Origin of the sequence: Rhodoferax sp. AJA081-3, from assembly GCF_017798165.1 — a bacterium.
GTDB lineage: Bacteria > Pseudomonadota > Gammaproteobacteria > Burkholderiales > Burkholderiaceae_C > Allorhodoferax.
Window position 1 is genome coordinate 1,210,621 of sequence record NZ_CP059068.1, and the last position, 16,047, is coordinate 1,226,667.

At 59.6% G+C, this 16,047-nt stretch carries 17 protein-coding genes; 10 read left to right on the forward strand and 7 right to left on the reverse strand.

Translation table 11 applies throughout. The features are described from left to right. Positions 1-49: 49 nt before the first annotated feature. The 3 genes from clpA to icd form a co-directional block, all read right to left on the reverse strand. Entirely contained in the window at positions 50-2,374 is a 2,325-nt protein-coding gene (gene clpA, locus HZ993_RS05655; protein ID WP_209396280.1) for an ATP-dependent Clp protease ATP-binding subunit ClpA, read from the reverse strand. A gap of 78 nt (positions 2,375-2,452) precedes the next feature. Continuing rightward, positions 2,453-2,815 carry an ATP-dependent Clp protease adapter ClpS gene (gene clpS / locus HZ993_RS05660; RefSeq protein ID WP_209396281.1) on the reverse strand — a complete coding sequence of 121 codons (363 nt, stop codon included), beginning with the start codon at positions 2,813-2,815 and terminating at the stop codon, positions 2,453-2,455. A 171-nt stretch (positions 2,816-2,986) separates the two neighbouring features. Further along, entirely contained in the window at positions 2,987-4,240 is a 1,254-nt protein-coding gene (icd, locus tag HZ993_RS05665; RefSeq protein ID WP_209396282.1) for an NADP-dependent isocitrate dehydrogenase, read from the reverse strand. A 155-nt stretch (positions 4,241-4,395) separates the two neighbouring features. Here icd and HZ993_RS05670 point away from each other — a divergent pair, with 155 nt between their 5' ends. Continuing rightward, a complete protein-coding gene (locus tag HZ993_RS05670; RefSeq protein ID WP_209396283.1) occupies positions 4,396-4,845 on the forward strand; it encodes a DUF192 domain-containing protein in 450 nt (149 codons plus the stop codon). 43 nt (positions 4,846-4,888) lie between these two features. Here HZ993_RS05670 and HZ993_RS05675 read toward each other — a convergent pair whose 3' ends face one another. Both HZ993_RS05675 and xseA read right to left on the reverse strand, forming a co-directional pair. Further along, a complete protein-coding gene (locus tag HZ993_RS05675; RefSeq protein WP_209396284.1) occupies positions 4,889-5,470 on the reverse strand; it encodes a superoxide dismutase in 582 nt (193 codons plus the stop codon). A 41-nt stretch (positions 5,471-5,511) separates the two neighbouring features. Beyond that, complete coding sequence (xseA, locus tag HZ993_RS05680) at positions 5,512-6,825, reverse strand: exodeoxyribonuclease VII large subunit (RefSeq protein WP_209396285.1); 1,314 nt, start codon at positions 6,823-6,825, stop codon at positions 5,512-5,514. 287 nt (positions 6,826-7,112) lie between these two features. Between xseA and HZ993_RS05685 the strand changes: the two genes are divergently transcribed. The 6 genes from HZ993_RS05685 (at position 7,113) to adk (ending at position 10,973) form a co-directional block, all read left to right on the forward strand. Continuing rightward, positions 7,113-7,748 carry a MotA/TolQ/ExbB proton channel family protein gene (locus HZ993_RS05685; protein ID WP_209396286.1) on the forward strand — a complete coding sequence of 212 codons (636 nt, stop codon included), beginning with the start codon at positions 7,113-7,115 and terminating at the stop codon, positions 7,746-7,748. Beyond that, positions 7,745-8,173: a biopolymer transporter ExbD gene (locus HZ993_RS05690; protein WP_209396287.1), complete on the forward strand. Its 429-nt coding sequence runs from the start codon at positions 7,745-7,747 to the stop codon at positions 8,171-8,173. Before HZ993_RS05685 ends, HZ993_RS05690 begins: the two co-directional genes overlap by 4 nt. 4 nt (positions 8,174-8,177) lie before the next feature. Next, positions 8,178-9,254, forward strand: coding sequence for a tetraacyldisaccharide 4'-kinase (gene lpxK / locus HZ993_RS05695; RefSeq protein ID WP_209396288.1), 1,077 nt, complete (start codon positions 8,178-8,180; stop codon positions 9,252-9,254). Then, on the forward strand, positions 9,235-9,417 hold the full coding sequence (locus HZ993_RS05700; RefSeq protein ID WP_209396289.1) for a Trm112 family protein: 183 nt from the start codon (positions 9,235-9,237) through the stop codon (positions 9,415-9,417). Before lpxK ends, HZ993_RS05700 begins: the two co-directional genes overlap by 20 nt. An 11-nt stretch (positions 9,418-9,428) precedes the next feature. Further along, complete coding sequence (kdsB, locus tag HZ993_RS05705) at positions 9,429-10,199, forward strand: 3-deoxy-manno-octulosonate cytidylyltransferase (protein ID WP_209396290.1); 771 nt, start codon at positions 9,429-9,431, stop codon at positions 10,197-10,199. Positions 10,200-10,316: 117 nt separating this feature from the next. Then, positions 10,317-10,973, forward strand: coding sequence for an adenylate kinase (adk, locus tag HZ993_RS05710; protein WP_209396291.1), 657 nt, complete (start codon positions 10,317-10,319; stop codon positions 10,971-10,973). 43 nt (positions 10,974-11,016) lie between these two features. Here the strand turns inward: adk and HZ993_RS05715 are convergent, their stop codons facing one another. Beyond that, positions 11,017-11,976 carry an asparaginase gene (locus tag HZ993_RS05715; protein WP_209396292.1) on the reverse strand — a complete coding sequence of 320 codons (960 nt, stop codon included), beginning with the start codon at positions 11,974-11,976 and terminating at the stop codon, positions 11,017-11,019. A 113-nt stretch (positions 11,977-12,089) separates the two neighbouring features. Between HZ993_RS05715 and lexA the strand changes: the two genes are divergently transcribed. From lexA to HZ993_RS05730, 3 genes are read left to right on the forward strand one after another with little or no spacing between them, the layout of a single operon-like run. Beyond that, entirely contained in the window at positions 12,090-12,764 is a 675-nt protein-coding gene (lexA, locus tag HZ993_RS05720; RefSeq protein WP_209396293.1) for a transcriptional repressor LexA, read from the forward strand. A 21-nt stretch (positions 12,765-12,785) separates the two neighbouring features. After that, positions 12,786-13,115: a hypothetical protein gene (locus HZ993_RS05725; RefSeq protein WP_209398740.1), complete on the forward strand. Its 330-nt coding sequence runs from the start codon at positions 12,786-12,788 to the stop codon at positions 13,113-13,115. Between the two features lie 53 nt (positions 13,116-13,168). Further along, positions 13,169-14,176 (forward strand): D-2-hydroxyacid dehydrogenase family protein, encoded by a 1,008-nt coding sequence (locus tag HZ993_RS05730; RefSeq protein WP_209396294.1) that lies wholly within the window; start codon positions 13,169-13,171, stop codon positions 14,174-14,176. 9 nt (positions 14,177-14,185) lie between these two features. On the opposite strand, the gene HZ993_RS05735 is transcribed toward HZ993_RS05730, so the two are convergent. Further along, positions 14,186-16,015, reverse strand: a complete 1,830-nt coding sequence (locus tag HZ993_RS05735) for a FimV family protein (protein WP_209396295.1) — start codon at positions 16,013-16,015, stop codon at positions 14,186-14,188. Positions 16,016-16,047 lie beyond the last annotated feature (32 nt).

Sequence of the window (16,047 nt, forward strand, 5' to 3'; positions counted from 1 at the left end):
TTCGCTTTTGCGAATGGGGCCTTTGTGTTTGAGGCTTAAATGTGCTGCATTAGCCCGCAGTTGCCTCTTCCGGCTTCGACTTGCCCTTTTTCTCGGGCAAGGGCTGGATATCCAGCAGGACCTCGGTCTTGCTTTCGTCCTTGTCATCCAGGTCCACCGTCAGGCGGCCACCTTCCGTCAGACGTCCAAACAGCAGCTCGTCGGCCAGCGCACGGCGGATCGTGTCCTGAATCAGGCGCTGCATGGGTCGGGCGCCCATCAGGGGGTCAAAGCCCTTCTTCGCCAAGTGCTTGCGCAGCTTGTCGGTGAAGGTAACGTCGACTTTCTTCTCAGCCAGCTGGGTTTCCAGCTGCAGTAGGAACTTGTCGACCACACGCAGGATGATGTTTTCGTCCAGCGCCTTGAAGCTGACGATGGCATCCAGGCGGTTGCGGAACTCGGGGGTGAACAGGCGTTTGATGTCCGCCGCTTCGTCCCCAGCCTCCCGCGGGTTGGTAAACCCGATGCTGGCCTTGTTCATGGTCTCCGCACCCGCATTGGTGGTCATCACAATGATCACGTTGCGGAAATCGGCCTTGCGCCCGTTGTTGTCCGTCAGTGTGCCATGGTCCATGACCTGCAACAGCACGTTGAAAATCGCAGGGTGCGCCTTTTCGATTTCATCGAGCAGCAACACACAGTGCGGTTTCTTGGTGATGGCCTCGGTCAGCAAACCGCCCTGGTCAAAGCCCACGTAACCCGGAGGCGCACCGATCAAACGGCTCACCGCGTGCTGCTCCATGTATTCGCTCATATCGAAGCGAATCAGGTCAATGCCCATGATGTAGGCCAGCTGTTTGGCGGCCTCGGTCTTGCCAACACCGGTGGGGCCGCTGAACAGGAAGGAGCCAATCGGCTTGTCGCCCTTGCCAATGCCAGAACGCGCCATCTTGACGGCTGACGACAATACGTCCAAGGCCTTGTCCTGGCCAAACACCACATTGCGCAGATCACGCTCCAGCGTTTTAAGCTTGCTGCGGTCGTCATTGGACACATTGGCCGCGGGGATACGGGCGATCTTGGCCACAATCTCTTCGACCTCGGCCTTGCTGATGGTCTTTTTGCGCTTGCTCGCAGGCAAGATCCGTTGCGCCGCGCCAGCCTCATCGATGACGTCAATCGCCTTGTCCGGCAGATGGCGGTCGTTGATGTACTTGGCACTCAACTCTGCCGCCGCTTGCAAGGCCGCCACGGCGTACTTAACGTTGTGGTGCTCCTCAAAGCGCGACTTGAGTCCTTTGAGAATCTCAACAGTCTGCTCCACAGTAGGCTCAACAACATCCACCTTCTGGAAACGGCGCGACAGCGCTGCGTCTTTTTCGAAGATGCCACGGTACTCGGTGAACGTGGTGGCGCCAATGCACTTCAAGGCACCTGAGCTCAGTCCGGGCTTGAGCAGATTGGACGCGTCCAGTGTTCCACCCGATGCGGCACCCGCACCGATCAAGGTGTGGATTTCATCAATAAAGAGCACGGCATTGGGTTTGTCTTTCAGTGCTTTCAACACACCCTTGAGACGTTGTTCGAAATCACCGCGGTACTTGGTACCGGCCAGCAAGGCGCCCATGTCCAGCGAATACACAATGGCTTCCGCCAGGATTTCGGGCACATCACCCTGGGTGATGCGCCACGCGAGGCCCTCTGCAATGGCGGTCTTGCCGACACCGGCTTCGCCCACCAATAAGGGGTTGTTCTTGCGGCGGCGGCAGAGGATCTGGATGACGCGCTCGACTTCGTATTCACGGCCGATCAGCGGATCGATCTTGCCGTCTTTCGCGAGCTGGTTCAGGTTGACCGTGAACTGCTCCAGCGGAGAAGCTTTTTCGTTCTTCTCGCCGTTACCTTCTTCGTTCTCGACCGGGTTTTCATTGGCCTTGGCCGATGACTCGGGAGGATCATTCTTCTTGATGCCGTGGGCAATGAAGTTCACCACGTCCAGGCGTGTCACGCCCTGCTGGTGCAGGTAATAGACCGCGTGGGAATCCTTCTCGCCAAAGATGGCGACCAGTACATTGGCACCGGTTACTTCCTTCTTGCCACTGCCGGTGGATTGCACATGCATGATGGCGCGCTGGATGACGCGCTGAAAGCCCAAGGTAGGCTGGGTGTCCACATCATCGGCCCCTGCTACCTGCGGCGTGTTGTCCTTGATGAAGTTCGACAGCGACTTGCGCAAATCGTCGATGTTGGCCGAGCAGGCGCGCAACACTTCGGCGGCGCTGGGATTGTCCAATAGGGCGAGCAACAAGTGCTCCACGGTAATGAACTCGTGGCGCTGCTGGCGTGCCTCAACAAACGCCATGTGCAGGCTGACTTCCAATTCTTGGGCAATCATGTGATTTCCTTTAGCCTTGCGTTGATGATTAACTGTAAACCGTTTCCCGGTTCGCTGTTCACTAGTTTCGATATCACTTTACAAATCCACGGGTTCACAAATGCATTGCAAAGGATGGCCCGCCTTGTGCGCAGCGTCCAGCACCTGGTCGACCTTGGTCACCGCCACATCCTTGGAATAAACCCCACACACAGCTTTGCCATCCAGGTGGATTTTCAACATGATGCGGGTCGCTGATTCCAGATCCTTGCCGAAAAACTCCTGTATCACCACCACGACAAACTCCATGGGGGTGTAGTCGTCGTTGAGCATGAGCACCTGGTACATCTGCGGCGGTTTGACCCGCTGGGTACGACGCTCCAACACAACAGAGCCACCTTCATCAGGGTTGGGCGGCTGAATGGGGGGTTCTAGTGGTTTGGACGGGATATTTGTAGCCATGAAATCGATTCTATCGGTCACCCCAAAGGATTGCACCGCTCAGTTGAATTGGAGCCACTGCGGCCCAATTCAAGCCACAGCCATAAAAAAACCGCCTCGGACCCCAAAAAGCCCAGGCGGTTCCGCGCAACAAGCATACCCCGTGAGCCCAAGGGCCACGGGATATTCCCATTACATATTGTCGATCATGACCTGCCCGAAGCCGGAGCAGCTCACCTGGGTCGCGCCGTCCATCAAACGTGCAAAGTCATAGGTCACTTTCTTGCTCTTGATCGACTTTTCCATGGAGCTGATGATGAGGTCTGCCGCTTCCAGCCAGCCCATGTGGCGCAGCATCATTTCAGCGGACAGGATTTCAGAGCCCGGGTTCACGTAATCCTTGCCTGCATACTTGGGTGCCGTGCCGTGGGTGGCCTCAAAACACGCCACCGAGTCCGACAGGTTGGCACCCGGTGCAATACCGATGCCACCAACCTGTGCGGCCAGAGCATCAGACACGTAGTCGCCATTCAGGTTGAGCGTGGCAATCACGCTGTACTCGGCGGGACGAAGCAGGATCTGCTGCAGGAAAGCGTCGGCAATGCTGTCCTTGACCACAATGTCTTTGCCAGACTTGGGATTCTTGAACTTGCACCAGGGGCCACCGTCTATCAACTGCGCGCCAAACTCCTTTTGCGCCAGGTTGTAGGCCCAATCGCGGAAGCCACCTTCGGTGTACTTCATGATGTTGCCCTTGTGCACAATGGTCACGCTGGGCTTGTCATTGTCAATGGCGTACTGGATGGCCTTGCGCACCAGGCGCTCGGTGCCTTCACGCGACACCGGCTTGATACCAATGCCGGAGGTGTTGGGGAAACGGATTTTCTTGACGCCCATCTCGTCCTGCAGGAACTTGATCAGCTTCTTGGCCTTCTCACTCTCGGCTTCAAACTCGATGCCGGCGTAGATGTCCTCCGAGTTTTCGCGGAAGATCACCATATTGGTCTTGTGCGGTTCTTTGACCGGGCTGGGCACACCGTCAAAGTACTGGATGGGGCGCAGGCACACGTACAGATCCAGTTCCTGGCGCAAAGCCACATTCAGGGAGCGAATACCGCCCCCCACAGGCGTGGTCAATGGACCTTTGATGGACACCACGTACTCACGCAGGGCCTGCAGAGTTTCTTCTGGCAGCCACACATCGGGGCCGTACACATTGGTAGACTTTTCGCCAGCATAGACTTCCATCCAGTGGATCTTCTTCGTGCCGCCATAGGCTTTTGCCACCGCTGCGTCCACCACTTTCAGCATCACGGGGGTGATGTCCAGACCGGTGCCGTCGCCTTCAATAAACGGAATGATGGGCTGGTCGGGCACGTTCAGGGACATGTCCGCATTCACGGTGATTTTTTTACCTTCGGTAGGGACTTTGATGTGCTGGTACATGGGGAAAAGGTCTCCGTTGAATGGTGGGATCGCAATTACCTGAGAAGTTGTGCTTCAGACAGTGCACAAATTCTATTCCTAAAAAATTACCCCTTGCTGCCTGACGCCCGGTACGCCACCATCGGTCAGGCGCGTGATTCAGCCACAATAGCGGCATGAAAACCATTGTTTCTACCTTGTTGGCTACGCTCTTGTTTGGTCACGGACTTGTCAACGCGCAAGACATGCCACAGACCGAATTGCCACGCACCAAACTATCCGTCGGCATGTACCAAATCGATGCACAAGTAGCCGCCAGCTCCGAGCAACGCGAGATCGGACTCATGTTCCGCAAAAACATGCCCCAGCACGAAGGCATGCTCTTCATCTTCGAGAGCCCCAGCCGACTGTGTTTCTGGATGAAAAACACACCGCTGCCACTGACCGCTGCCTTTGTTGCCGACGATGGCGCCATCGTCAACCTGGAAGACATGAAACCACTCACCACCGAATCCCACTGCTCGACCAAACCCGTGCGCTACGTTTTGGAGATGAACCAGGGGTGGTTTGCGAAAAAGGGCATCAAGCCCGGCGCAAAACTTTCGGGACGCCCGTTCACCCCATAAAAAAAGCCGACCCAAGGTCGGCTTTTTCACAGGTGCAAGGCACTCAGGCGAAATTGGCTTCGGCAAAGCCCCAGTTCACCAGCTTGTCGAGGAAGGTTTCGACAAACTTGGGACGCATGTTGCGGTAGTCGATGTAGTACGCATGCTCCCACACGTCCACGGTCAGCAGGGCCTTGTCGGCTGTGGTCAAGGGCGTACCGGCAGCGCCCGTATTGACGATATCCACAGAGCCATCGGGCTTCTTCACCAGCCAGGTCCAGCCAGAGCCAAAGTTGCCCACGGCAGACTTGACGAAAGCCTCCTTGAAAGCTGCGTAGCTGCCCCACTTGGCATTGATGGCTGCAGCCAATGCGCCGGACGGCTCACCACCGCCAGCGGGCTTCATGCAGTTCCAGAAGAACGTGTGGTTCCAGATCTGGGCCGAGTTGTTGTAGATGCCGCCGCTGGACTTCTTGATGATCTCTTCCAGCGACATGTTTTCGAATTCCGTACCCTTTTGCAGGTTGTTCAGGTTCACCACGTAGGCGTTGTGGTGCTTGCCATGGTGAAACTCCAGCGTTTCTTTGGAATAGGCAGGGGCCAGAGCGTCGATCGCATACGGCAAAGCGGGCAGGGTGTGTTCCATGGAATCCTCTCTTGGGTTGGCAAAAACGCTGATTGTAGGAATTAATTTTGACCCCGGCCGTTGACGGTCAAGTCAACCGCGCCATCGGTAAGGGTGGCCCGCACCTGCTGCCCGGGAATAGCCTGCGCCACATGGCCCAGTGTTTGTCCGTTTTCCAGGCTCAGCCAGGCATATCCCCGCTGCAGCACCAGCGAAGGATCCAACAACCCCAAACGCAACTCGGCGCGGCGGTTACGTTCGTGCAAGCCCTGCAAAGCCCTCTGGATGCGGGGCTGCCAGTCCTGCTGCCTGCGTGCAATATCCGATTGGCGGATCTGCAATCCCATGCGCGCGGCGTGCTGCATGCGTTGCTCTAGCGCGGACAACACCAGGCGCTGGCGGTGCGCCAATGACGAGGGCCTTCCCAGACGCGAGGTTGCCAGATCGATACGCTGTGCCTGCCGGTCCAGATAACGCCCCACGGCATCGCACATACGGGTCTCCAGCTCCGCCACCAGGTCCAGCCACGCAGCGGTAGGCTCTGAAACCAGTTCTGCTGCGGCAGTGGGGGTCGGCGCTCGGATGTCAGCGACGAAGTCGGCAATGGTGAAGTCCGTTTCGTGGCCCACACCACACACCACAGGAACCGGGCTGCGCGCCAACAGGCGGGCCAGCTGTTCGTCGTTGAAAGCCCAAAGGTCTTCCATGGCGCCGCCGCCACGCACCAGCAAGATCACATCAATGGCAACGGCAGCGTCCGCACTGGCCGCCTGGACCTGGGCGTACAGACTGGACAGCGCCTGCACCAGCTCACGCGGCGCGTTTTCGCCTTGCACTGCCGCAGGCGCCAGCACCACCGGTATGTGCGGCACACGCCGCTGCAGGGCCGTCACCACATCGTGCAAGGCAGCAGCCCCCAAAGACGTCACCAGGCCAATTGCACGTGGCATGGCGGGCAGCGGCCGCTTGCGTGCACTGTCAAACAAGCCTTCCTGCTCCAGCTTGGCCTTGAGCTTGAAGAATTGTTCAAACAACGTGCCCTGCCCTGCGGGCCGCATGCTCTCCACCACCAGTTGCAACTCGCCCCGCGCCTCGTACACGCCAAGGCGCCCGCGCACCTCCACCCGGTCGCCATCGCGGGGACTGAAGTTCAGCAGGCTTGCCGCCCGGCGGAACATGGCACAGCGGATCTGGCCGGTTTCGTCTTTCAACGACAGGTAACAGTGTCCGCTGGCCGCGCGGGTGAACCCGCTGATCTCGCCGGCTACGGTGACCGGGTTGAAGCGGGCGTCCATGGCATCGGCAATGGCCCGGCACAAGGCCCTCACCTGCCACACCCGTACGGTCGACGCGGCGGTTTGTGGCGCTTCAAACATCGTGCATTCCAAGCGCCCCAAGCCTGTAGTGCGCGCTAACACTCCACAGATACGGGTCTAGCCCCTTGCCAGCGGGCAGACCCCGCGCACAACACGGCGTGGCGTAATAAGTTGTTGATTTCATTGGATTTTTTATTGCTGAATTTGTCATCAATTTGTCAAAACCACGCTTTGGTGCGGCTTGGCGCCGGGTCGGGCAATAGTTTTGCACAAACTTATCCACATGTTCTGTGGGTCACCGGCGTACGCCATAATCGCGGGGCATTGCATCTGTACGGAGTGACCATTTGTTTTCCATCATACAAGCCGCTGGCTGGCCAATCTGGCCCCTCATTGCCTGCTCCGTATTGGCCCTGGCCATCGTTATTGACCGTTTCATCAGCCTCAAGGGCAGCAAGGTTGCGCCCCCGCGCCTGCTGGACGAGGTGCTGAGCGTCACGCGCAACGCCATACCGGCACCGGACGTGGTAACCCAGCTGGAAAAGAACTCCGCCCTGGGTGAAGTGTTGGCCAGCGGATTGCGCGCCATCAACTCCGATCCCCGGTGCACCGAAGACGACCTGCGCGCGACCATGGAGAGCACCGGCCGCATCGTTGCCCACCGCCTGGAGCTGCGCCTGAGTGCACTGGCCACCATTGCATCGGCCGCACCGCTGATGGGCCTGTTTGGCACTGTCGTTGGCATGATCGAGATTTTCGGCTCGCAAGCGCCTGGTGGGTCCACCGGCGGCAACCCGGCCCAACTGGCACACGGCATTTCGATTGCGCTATACAACACGGCCTTTGGTTTGCTGGTGGCCATCCCTTCCCTGATTTTCTGGCGCTACTTCCGTGGCCAGGTGGATGCCTACCTGCTGACACTGGAAACCTCTGCCGAACACCTGGCCCGCCACCTCAAGGTGTTCCGTAAAAGCAAACCATGAACTTCCGCGCCCGTACCACTGAAGAGCCCGAGATCAACCTGATCCCGTTCATTGACGTGCTGCTGGTGGTGCTGATCTTTTTGATGCTGTCCACCACCTACAGCAAGTTCACCGAAATGCAGCTCAAGCTGCCGGTTGCCGACACCGACGCCCAGCGCGACTATGCCAAGGAGCTGATCGTAGCCATCAGTGCCGACGGTGCCTACAGCGTGAACCGGGTGCCCGTGGTCGGACGCACGCTGGAAAACGTGTCGATGGCCATGACCGATGGCGCAAAAGCAGGCAAAGACACAGTGGTCATCATCAGCGCAGACGCCAGTGCCAAGCACCAGTCGGTGGTGACGGTTATGGAAGCCGCGCGCCGCTCGGGTCTGCACCAGATCACCTTCGCTACCCAGTCTTCAGCCCAGGCGGGTGGTCGCTAGCGCCATGGCCGGTGCTTTGCGGCCCGCGCTGCAAAGGATTCTGCTGCGTGCCTGGACCGGACGGACCTGGCTGGCGTGCCTGTTGTGGCCCGTTTCACTGGTTTTTCAGAGCCTGGTTTGGCTGCGGCGCCAGATGTACCGGCATGGCATTGCCAAGACCCAGCGTGTCGACGCCGTCATGGTTGTGGTCGGCAATGTGATTGCCGGAGGCGCAGGCAAGACACCCACCACCATGGCCTTGGTGCAGCATTTGCATGCGCAAGGACTCCGTGTGGGGGTCGTCTCACGCGGTTATGGGCGCCACAACAGCACTGCCTGCATCGAAGTTCTGGACGAATCCCGCCCCGAAGACGCAGGGGATGAACCGCTACTCATCCGGCGCAACTGCCAGGTACCCGTCTTTGTGGGGCCGACACGTTTTGACGCCGCCACCGCCCTTTTGGCGCGTTATCCCAACACCCGCATCATCCTCTGTGACGACGGCCTGCAGCACTACGGCCTGTACCGCGATCTGGAAGTTTGCGTGTTCGATGACCGCGGTTGTGGCAATGGCTGGCACTTGCCCGCGGGCCCTCTGCGCGAAGGCTGGCCCCGCAGCGCCGTGGCCCGCGTCGGCCAACGTGCGGATCGCCTGCTGGTGCTGCACACCGGCAGCCAGCCAGCGTTTGCCGGCTACACCGCACAACGCAGTCTGGCGCCCTTCGCTGTTGGACGCGATGGCGTTCACATCCCGCTGGAGGCATTGCGCGCGCCGGGTGGCAAACCGCTGATGGCGTTGGCAGGCATTGCCCAGCCCGAAGCGTTTTTCGCGATGCTGCGCGCGCTCCCCCTGCCATTGGCGCAGACGCTTGCGCTACCGGATCACTATGCATTTGATAGCACATCAAGCATATTGCACGGGGGCTACCGGCTGATTTGCACAGAGAAAGATGCCGCGAAACTGTGGCCCCTGGCCCCGGACGCACTGGCGGTCCCGCTGGTGTTCAAGCCAGAAGCCGCGTTCTTCTCAGCCCTGGACACTGCCCTGGCCCCACTGCTTGGCGCAAAGTTATCATCTGCCCATGGACACCCGACTACTTGAACTCATTGTTTGCCCCGTTACCAAGGGCCCCCTCGAATACGACCGCGAGAAGCAGGAGCTGTGGTCACGTAGTGCGCGCCTGGCCTACCCAGTGCGCGACGGCATTCCGGTCCTGCTGGAAAACGAAGCCCGCACGCTGAGCGACGACGAACTCGGCCTGTAAGCCACGCCAGCATGGCCTACACCGTACTCATACCGGCGCGGCTGGCCTCCACCCGCTTGCCCAACAAGCCGTTGGCCGACATCGGCGGCGTGCCCATGGTGGTGCGTGTGGCGCAACGTGTGCGCTCGGGCGTCCCCGCCAGCGCCCGCATTGTGGTCGCGGCCGACCACGCCTCCATCCTCCAGGCCTGCCAGCACCATGGCATTGAAGCCATCCTGACGCGACAAGACCACGCCTCCGGCAGTGACCGCCTGGCCGAAGCCTGTGAGGTGCTGGGGCTGCGCGATGACGCGCTTGTGGTCAATGTGCAGGGCGACGAGCCGCTGATAGACCCCGCCCTCGTGCAAGCCGTGGCCGATGTGTTGCAAGCCCAACCCCTGGCCAGCATGGGTACGGCCGCACACGCTATAAACAGCGTGGCCGATTTCACCAACCCCAATGTCGTCAAGGTGGTGCTGGATGCCGCTGGCATGGCCCTGTACTTCAGCCGGGCCCCCATTGCCTGGTGGCGTGATGGTTTTGCCCAAGGCGTGCAGACCCTGCCCCAGCCCGCGCCACTGCGCCACATTGGCATCTACGCCTACCGCGTCGGGTTTTTGCGCCTGTTCCCGCAACTACCCCAAGCACCTATCGAAGTGACCGAGGCGCTGGAACAGTTGCGCGCTATGTGGCATGGCCACCGCATTGCCGTGCATGTGAGTGCGCAAGCGCCAGGGCCGGGCGTGGACACGCCGGAAGACCTGGAACGGGTACGGGCCTTATTTGTTGCCAGCAACGGGTAATCCGTAAGTTAGGCGAACGGTGGTCCATGCTATTCTCGGGAGGCAGCCGCGTGTCGTGGCGCACCACGACGGTGCAGCATGCCGCGCCAAAGGTTTTTGTTCTATCCGAGGGTATCCATGAGACTAATTTTGTTGGGCGCGCCAGGCGCAGGCAAAGGCACGCAGGCCACGTTCATTTGCCAAAAATACGGTATTCCACAAATCTCCACCGGCGACATGCTGCGTGCCGCCGTCAAGGCGGGCAGCCCGCTGGGACTGGAAGCCAAGGCCGTCATGGCTGCGGGTGGGCTGGTCAGCGACGATCTCATCATCAACCTGGTCAAGGAGCGTTTAACCCAGGCCGACTGTGCCAACGGTTTCCTGTTCGACGGTTTTCCCCGCACCATCCCCCAGGCGGACGCCATGAAAGCGGCTGGTGTGGCGCTGGACTTCGTGGTGGAAATCGATGTTCCCTTTGACGCCATCATCGAACGCATGAGTGGACGCCGCTCGCACCCCGCATCGGGCCGCACCTACCACGTCAAGTTCAATCCCCCCAAGGTCGAGGGTGTGGACGATGTGTCCGGCGAGCCGCTGATCCAGCGCGACGACGACAAGGAAGAGACCGTGAAGAAACGCCTGGACGTGTACAGCGCGCAGACCCGTCCCCTGGTGGAGTATTACTCCGGCTGGGCCGCCAAAGATCCGGCCAGCGCCCCCCAGTACCGCGCCGTCAGCGGCATGGGTGATGTGGAAGTCATCAAGTCGCGTATTTTTGAGGCGTTGGGTAGCTGAACACGCTGTTGCCCCAAATCAAAGGCCGCAATCGCGGCCTTATTTACGCCATCAATTCCAGCATCAAGGCAATACGGGCCTTGACCGGAGGCAGCCCCTTTGAATGCGGGAAGTCACCTTCCGCAACACCTGCCACGATGCCCCCGTAAGCACAACGGCTTGCCCGCACAATACGCACCCCTTGCACTTGCGCCACACGCAAGGCCGCTTCCAGATCCTGGTGGATCGTGCCGTTGCCCGTAGCCGCTACAACGATGCCCTGCACCGCGGCGTCGGCACACAAAGCCCGCACGATGGCGCCGGCCGCGCCAGCATAACTGGTGATGATTTCGACGCGTGGCCAGGGGTCTTTTGCCAAGGCTTTCAACGGAAAGTCTGCTGCTGCATCGGCGTCAGGGCAGGCATGCAACCACCGCACCCTTCCCTCTTCCACGTAGGCCAATGGCCCGGCATCGCCCGAATCAAAGGCATTCAACCGGTAGGGGTGGATTTTCTGGACATCCCGCGCCGAGTGCACCGTCCCCGCACACACCGCCAACACGCCGCGCGCCTCTGCCGAACCGGCCACTGCCACTGCATCCAGTACGTTTTGCGGGCCATCTGGCGCCAATGACGAGGCCGGTCGCATAGCGCAGGTCAGTACCACCGCCTTCTGTGCGAGTAGTTTTTTAGACAAGACACGCGACAAAAAGAAAGCCGTCTCCTCCAGCGTATCAGTACCGTGTGTGACCACCACGGAATGCACATCGGGCTGCGCCAGGTGGTACTGGATGCGCTGCGCCAACACACGCCACTGGGCCCAACCCATGTCCTTGCTGTCGACCTGCACCACCTGCTCTGCCAGAAAAGCGTGTGGGCCCAGCGCCTGTTGCAGGCGCGGTATGGCTTGCAGCAATTGCCCCACACCCAGCTGCGCCGCGGTGTAACCCACGTTGTCGCTTGCCTCAGCCGCGGTGCCTGCAATCGTGCCACCGGTGCCCAAAAAGACCATCTTTTTCAACATATTTGCGCTTTCCACTTGCAAACAAAATAAAACTGGTTAAAAATACAGCTACTGGATGCCGAAACAGTGTGTACAGACCAACAGCTTACACGGCCCATAACCAAGGAGTCAGCATGCTTGAAAGTCCCAAACTCACCGCGCGACAACAACAGATTCTCGATCTGATCCAAAACGCCATCTCCCGCACAGGAGCACCGCCTACGCGTGCAGAAATTGCGAGCGAACTGGGCTTCAAGTCTGCCAATGCGGCCGAAGAACACCTGCAAGCCCTGGCACGCAAGGGTGTGATTGAGCTGGTCAGCGGCACCTCGCGCGGCATCCGGCTCAAGAGCGACACCCTCAAGTCCATCCATGAATCCCGCTTCAAGCAGTTCTCCTTGCCATTGCCCGGCTTGGCCCAGTTGGCCCTGCCCCTGGTAGGCCGGGTCGCGGCGGGCTCACCCATTCTCGCCCAGGAACATGTAGACAAAACCTACTACGTGGAGAACAGCCTGTTCCAGCGCCAGCCCGATTACCTGCTGAAAGTGCGCGGCATGTCCATGCGGGACGCCGGCATCATGGACGGTGATCTGTTGGCCGTGCAAGCCACCAAAGATGCCAAGAACGGCCAAATTGTTGTCGCCCGCCTGGGTGAAGAAGTCACGGTCAAGCGTTTTCGCCGCAATAAACACCTGATCGAACTGCACCCCGAAAACCCGGACTACCAAACCATAGTGGTGGAGCCCGGCGAGCCCTTCGAGATCGAAGGTCTGGCAGTTGGTTTGATCCGCAACACCATGCTCATGTAATTCCGCACGAAAGTCACTCCCATGAACACCGCTCGATTTGCCAATTCAGATTTCTTTGGACCACTGCAAGGCCTGATGCGCTGGTGGTCGGCCAGCCGCACGCCGGTTGTGGGTGTACCGCTGCCCCAGCGGCAAGTGCAATGCTTTACTCCTAAATCAGTAGCAGCAAATGACCTACTGACGGGGGCTACAGGCCAAAATCGCACAATACAAAAGCCGCTGCGCGTCTTGCGTGTAGTCGAAAGCGGACAAGCCCGTTCCAGCGTGGGCCGTATGGTCATCTCCGGGCGCATGGCCGATGTGTGCGCCGAACTGGACCGCTTGGCTGCCAAGGAAGCGGCACTGTCATAAGTTGATACCTTCTGGGGCGCGGCATGGCCCTTTGACAGGGCACAATTGCATCCATGAATATTGTGATATTGGATGACTACCAAGATGCCGTGCGCAAACTGGAGTGCGCTGAAAAGTTGGAGGCCTACCAAGCCAAGGTGTACACCAATACGGTCAAAGGGATTGGCCAGCTCTCGGTACGGCTCAAGGATGCGGATGTCATCGTTCTGATCCGCGAACGCACCCACATCAACCGCCAACTGATCGAAAAACTGCCCAAGCTGAAAATGATTTCCCAAACCGGCCGTGTCGGTGCACACCTGGATGTTCAGGCCTGTACAGAGCGGGGCATCGCGGTGGCCGAAGGTGTGGGTTCTGGTGTGGCACCGGCTGAGCTGACCTGGGCCCTGGTGATGGCGGCCATGCGCAGGCTACCGCACTACATTGGCAACCTCAAACACGGTGCCTGGCAACAGTCCGGGCTGAAGTCGGGTTCCATGCCCGCCAACTTTGGCATGGGTTGTGAACTGCAGGGCAAGGTACTGGGTATCTGGGGCTACGGAAAGATTGGCCAGATGGTCGCCGGTTACGGTCGGGCCTTCGGCATGAAAGTCATGGTCTGGGGCAGCGAAGCCTCACGCGAAAAAGCGCTGCAGGATGGGTATGGCGCATCACCCAGCCGCGAGGCCTTTTTTGAACATTCTGACGTCTTGTCGCTCCATCTGCGGCTGAGTGACAGCACCCGCAATCTGATAGACCACGCCGATCTGGCCCGCATGAAGCCCACGGCACTGCTGGTCAATACGTCCCGGGCAGAACTGATGGATACCAATACCCTGATCAGCGCGCTGAACCGGGGTCGCCCGGGCATGGCGGCAGTTGACGTTTTCGACACCGAACCAGTGTTACAAGGGCATGCCTTGCTGCGTTTGGAAAACTGCATCTGCACACCGCATATTGGTTATGTGGAGCAAAACAACTACGAGACGTTGTTCGGCGCCGCCTTTGACAACGTGATCAATTTCATCAAAGGGACACCTACCAATATCGTCAACCCCGGCGCATTACAAGTCAGGCGTTGACAACGCCCTTCAGCGTCCTTTGCCTTTTGCGCCCTCAGGCTCCGATGGTGACCAGCCGCTGGTATCAAAGTCGATCAGGTTGCCGTTGTGTGGTTCCGACAAATCGAGGTCAACGCCCACCTCCGCTGCGACCGACACTGGAATCGGTGCGGTTTTGGCAGCGCTGAATGCCATGAACCCCGAATCAAACGATGACGATGCGATGCGGTTCGCCACGCCGTGCAGCATCAGCAGATCACGAAACGCCTCCAGATCGAAGTCTTGCCCCCCGCTTTCCCTGCGCGTACGCACCAGGCAACTCTCGATATACGCCACAGCATCCTCTGAAGGCCACAACGCCACAATCCGGTTGCACACCTGCGGGTAGGCCTCCAGCCCGCTCCCCGGTTGGCTGAATTCGGCATACACCGGCACATGGCCGTTGAAGATGGCATTGAACACACTGCGGTAATAGTCGTACTCTGCCTTGCGGCCCAGCGTGTGCAATACCTTGAGCAATTCCAGAGAGACCAGCGGGTTGGCATCGGGGCCAGCTTCCACACTTTCCCGCAAGAGTGTGATGGCCTCGTCGTGCTGCCCCAGGGTCATGAAAAACTCGGCCTGCTGGCGTACATCCAGCATCTCTTTGGAATTGACAGAACGCAGCAAGCTGGCAGACATGCTATGGCCAAAGTCCACATGCCCCGCAGCTCGTGACAAGGGCTGGCTCTGCGCAACACTCGCAATGCGTTTTTCCACACTGCTGGTGACCGCCTTGGACGGGCCAACGTGCACGGGGTCATCCCCATGGAGAGGGATGTCGACCTGCGCGACGCTAGCCAAAGGTGGCGCGGGTATGTTGTTCAAGCCAGTGGATGGCGGCACCTCTGCTTGCCTCACATCGCGCGCGGCATGGGGGTCCGCTTGTGGCGCCCCGTTTTCGGGAAAATCAACTGTTTCCGACTTATCACCAAGCCCCTCATCACGCCACCACGGGTCACGGGTCAAGGCACCGCTTTGGGCGCGACGCCACATCCAGGCAATCAACAAGCCGCATACCACCAGGGATAGCAAAAGCCCGTAAACCACGGGGTTGGCATAACGTCCGGCCTCCGCCCGGTCCAGCCGGCGCGTCATGTCTTCCAATAGCTGCCGATTTTTCGTTGTTATGCCCTGCAAGCTTTTGAGGTCCGCCCCAAGTGCCTGCTGGCGACTGTCCGTTGCCAGTATGTCTTGCGGCGTGGTATTCAACGAACGCCACAGCGCATCCGCCCGCGCGCTCCGTTGCAGGTCGCCGCCTTCTTCAACCACCAGTTCCGTGCTGAGCTTCAGGGTGGGATCACGATCCTGCGTTACATCCAGCGGTTCAAGCTTTAGCTGCGCCCCACGGCTGGGTGGCACCCTGGGTGGTTTGGCAGGACGTGGCGCTGCAGCGGCGCGACTCTCGTTTTGGGGCGTTCGCAAAGCGGGCAAGGGGCGGGCCACTGGCGGAACCACGGGCAGTGCGCTGGCGCTGGGCGGTGGCACCGCCACGGCCGGCGCCACTTCGGCCAGCAGAACGTAACGGCGGGTGGTTTTAGCTTCGCACCCTGCACGCAAGTACACCGTAACCACGGGTTCATCCACCGCGCCTTGCGCAAAGATGGTCACGTTTGCCAATGGAGTCTGGGGCAACAACTCGCTGCTAACGGACACTCGGCCGGCGTCCAGGCGGGTATCACCGTAAAAAACATCGGCTTCAAAACACAGCGACGCCCTACCCTCGCCCACTTCCATCTGAACGGGCACCGTCAGTTTGAGCGCCTGCCCCAAAAAAACAGACCCTTTGGCGCGCCCCAAAGTCAGCGCTGCGCTGTTCATCGCAACACACAGCGTCGCAACGCCCAATGTCG

What these genes read in the sequence shown, in the direction of transcription:
- HZ993_RS05690 (WP_209396287.1), top strand. Translation starts at nt 7,745, where the DNA reads ATGAACTTCCGCGCCCGTACCACTGAAGAGCCCGAGATCAACCTGATC.
- xseA (WP_209396285.1), bottom strand. Translation starts at nt 6,825, where the DNA reads ATGTTTGAAGCGCCACAAACCGCCGCGTCGACCGTACGGGTGTGGCAG.
- HZ993_RS05725 (WP_209398740.1), top strand. Translation starts at nt 12,786, where the DNA reads ATGAACACCGCTCGATTTGCCAATTCAGATTTCTTTGGACCACTGCAA.
- lexA (WP_209396293.1), top strand. Translation starts at nt 12,090, where the DNA reads ATGCTTGAAAGTCCCAAACTCACCGCGCGACAACAACAGATTCTCGAT.
- clpA (WP_209396280.1), bottom strand. Translation starts at nt 2,374, where the DNA reads ATGATTGCCCAAGAATTGGAAGTCAGCCTGCACATGGCGTTTGTTGAG.
- kdsB (WP_209396290.1), top strand. Translation starts at nt 9,429, where the DNA reads ATGGCCTACACCGTACTCATACCGGCGCGGCTGGCCTCCACCCGCTTG.
- HZ993_RS05735 (WP_209396295.1), bottom strand. Translation starts at nt 16,015, where the DNA reads ATGAACAGCGCAGCGCTGACTTTGGGGCGCGCCAAAGGGTCTGTTTTT.
- icd (WP_209396282.1), bottom strand. Translation starts at nt 4,240, where the DNA reads ATGTACCAGCACATCAAAGTCCCTACCGAAGGTAAAAAAATCACCGTG.
- HZ993_RS05675 (WP_209396284.1), bottom strand. Translation starts at nt 5,470, where the DNA reads ATGGAACACACCCTGCCCGCTTTGCCGTATGCGATCGACGCTCTGGCC.
- clpS (WP_209396281.1), bottom strand. Translation starts at nt 2,815, where the DNA reads ATGGCTACAAATATCCCGTCCAAACCACTAGAACCCCCCATTCAGCCG.
- adk (WP_209396291.1), top strand. Translation starts at nt 10,317, where the DNA reads ATGAGACTAATTTTGTTGGGCGCGCCAGGCGCAGGCAAAGGCACGCAG.
- HZ993_RS05700 (WP_209396289.1), top strand. Translation starts at nt 9,235, where the DNA reads ATGGACACCCGACTACTTGAACTCATTGTTTGCCCCGTTACCAAGGGC.
- lpxK (WP_209396288.1), top strand. Translation starts at nt 8,178, where the DNA reads ATGGCCGGTGCTTTGCGGCCCGCGCTGCAAAGGATTCTGCTGCGTGCC.
- HZ993_RS05670 (WP_209396283.1), top strand. Translation starts at nt 4,396, where the DNA reads ATGAAAACCATTGTTTCTACCTTGTTGGCTACGCTCTTGTTTGGTCAC.
- HZ993_RS05715 (WP_209396292.1), bottom strand. Translation starts at nt 11,976, where the DNA reads ATGTTGAAAAAGATGGTCTTTTTGGGCACCGGTGGCACGATTGCAGGC.
- HZ993_RS05730 (WP_209396294.1), top strand. Translation starts at nt 13,169, where the DNA reads ATGAATATTGTGATATTGGATGACTACCAAGATGCCGTGCGCAAACTG.